We start from the raw sequence: 1,081 nt of genomic DNA, 5'->3' as shown, positions 1-1,081 counted from the left end.
CCGCCCTCAGCCTGACGACGATGCCCAAGAAACGCGCCCCGAAGCCGAAGTACCAGACCCGCCGTGAACGGTTCCTGTCGGAGATGGAACAGGTGGTGCCGTGGCAGGCGTTGCTGGAGGCGCTGGAGCCGTCGTACTACCCGAATGCAGCGGGTCGACGCGGGCGCCCGCCGATCGGTCTGGAGCGGATGCTGCGAATGTACTTCGTGCAACAGTGGTATGGGCTGGCGGACGAGGCGACGGAGGAGGCGCTCTACGACAGCCGGGCGCTGAGTGCGTTCGTGGGACTGGATCCGATGTGTGAATCGGTGCCGGATGCCACGACGCTGTTGAAGTTCCGCCGCTGGCTGGAGGAGCACGAGTTGACGCAAACGATCTTCAAGACGATCGACGCGCGTTTGAGTGAGAAAGGGCTGTTGCGGCGTAAGGCCACGCTGGTCGATGCCACGATCATTGCGGCCCCCTCCTCGACGAAGAACAAGGAGAAGGCGCGCGATCCGGAGATGCACTCCACGCGCAAGGGGAATCAATGGTACTTCGGGCTGAAGGCCCACATCGGAGTCGACGGCGAGTCGGGGCTGGTGCATTCGCTGACGACCACGCCGGCCAACACCGCCGACATCACCGAGACCTCCAAGCTGTTGCATGGACAGGAGGAGGCGGTGTTCGCCGATGCCGGCTACATCGGGGCCGAGAAGCGCGAGGAGCTGGCCAAGTGCGAGGTGACCTGGTACATCGCGGCCAAACGGAGCCAAGTAGAGGCCATTGAGGATGAAGAACTCAAAGGCTTGGTCAAGCACGTCGAGCGCCTGAAAGCCTCGGTGCGCGCGCGCGTCGAACATCCGTTTCACATCGTCAAGAACCTGTTTAGGTACCGCAAGGTCCGTTACAAAGGGCTGGCCAAGAACCGCGCCCAACTCCACACCCTGTTCGCCCTGGCGAACCTGGTGCGCGCCAAGTCGGCGCTGTTGGCCGCCTGAGGGGACGCCGGCACCCCGGATCGGGTGATATGACGATCTACATGTGGCCGAAATGGGCCGCACGGGCCATTGAATGGAGCGCGAAACACTCATGACGTAGC

At 63.2% G+C, this 1,081-nt stretch carries 1 protein-coding gene; it reads left to right on the top strand.

All coding sequences use genetic code 11. The annotated features are described in order from the left end of the window. The first annotated feature begins 20 nt into the window (after positions 1-20). A complete protein-coding gene (locus GJ668_RS19770) occupies positions 21-980 on the top strand; it encodes an IS5 family transposase (RefSeq protein ID WP_155451792.1) in 960 nt (319 codons plus the stop codon). Positions 981-1,081: the final 101 nt, after the last annotated feature.

It is taken from the genome of Allochromatium palmeri (assembly GCF_009720725.1).
Classification (GTDB): Bacteria; Pseudomonadota; Gammaproteobacteria; order Chromatiales; family Chromatiaceae; genus Thermochromatium; species Thermochromatium palmeri.
Note: the sequence above shows the minus strand (reverse complement) of the source record. Positions and strands in the feature narration are given on the sequence as shown.

Coding starts and splice junctions, on each gene's coding strand:
- GJ668_RS19770 (WP_155451792.1), top strand. CDS start 21: ATGCCCAAGAAACGCGCCCCGAAGCCGAAGTACCAGACCCGCCGTGAA.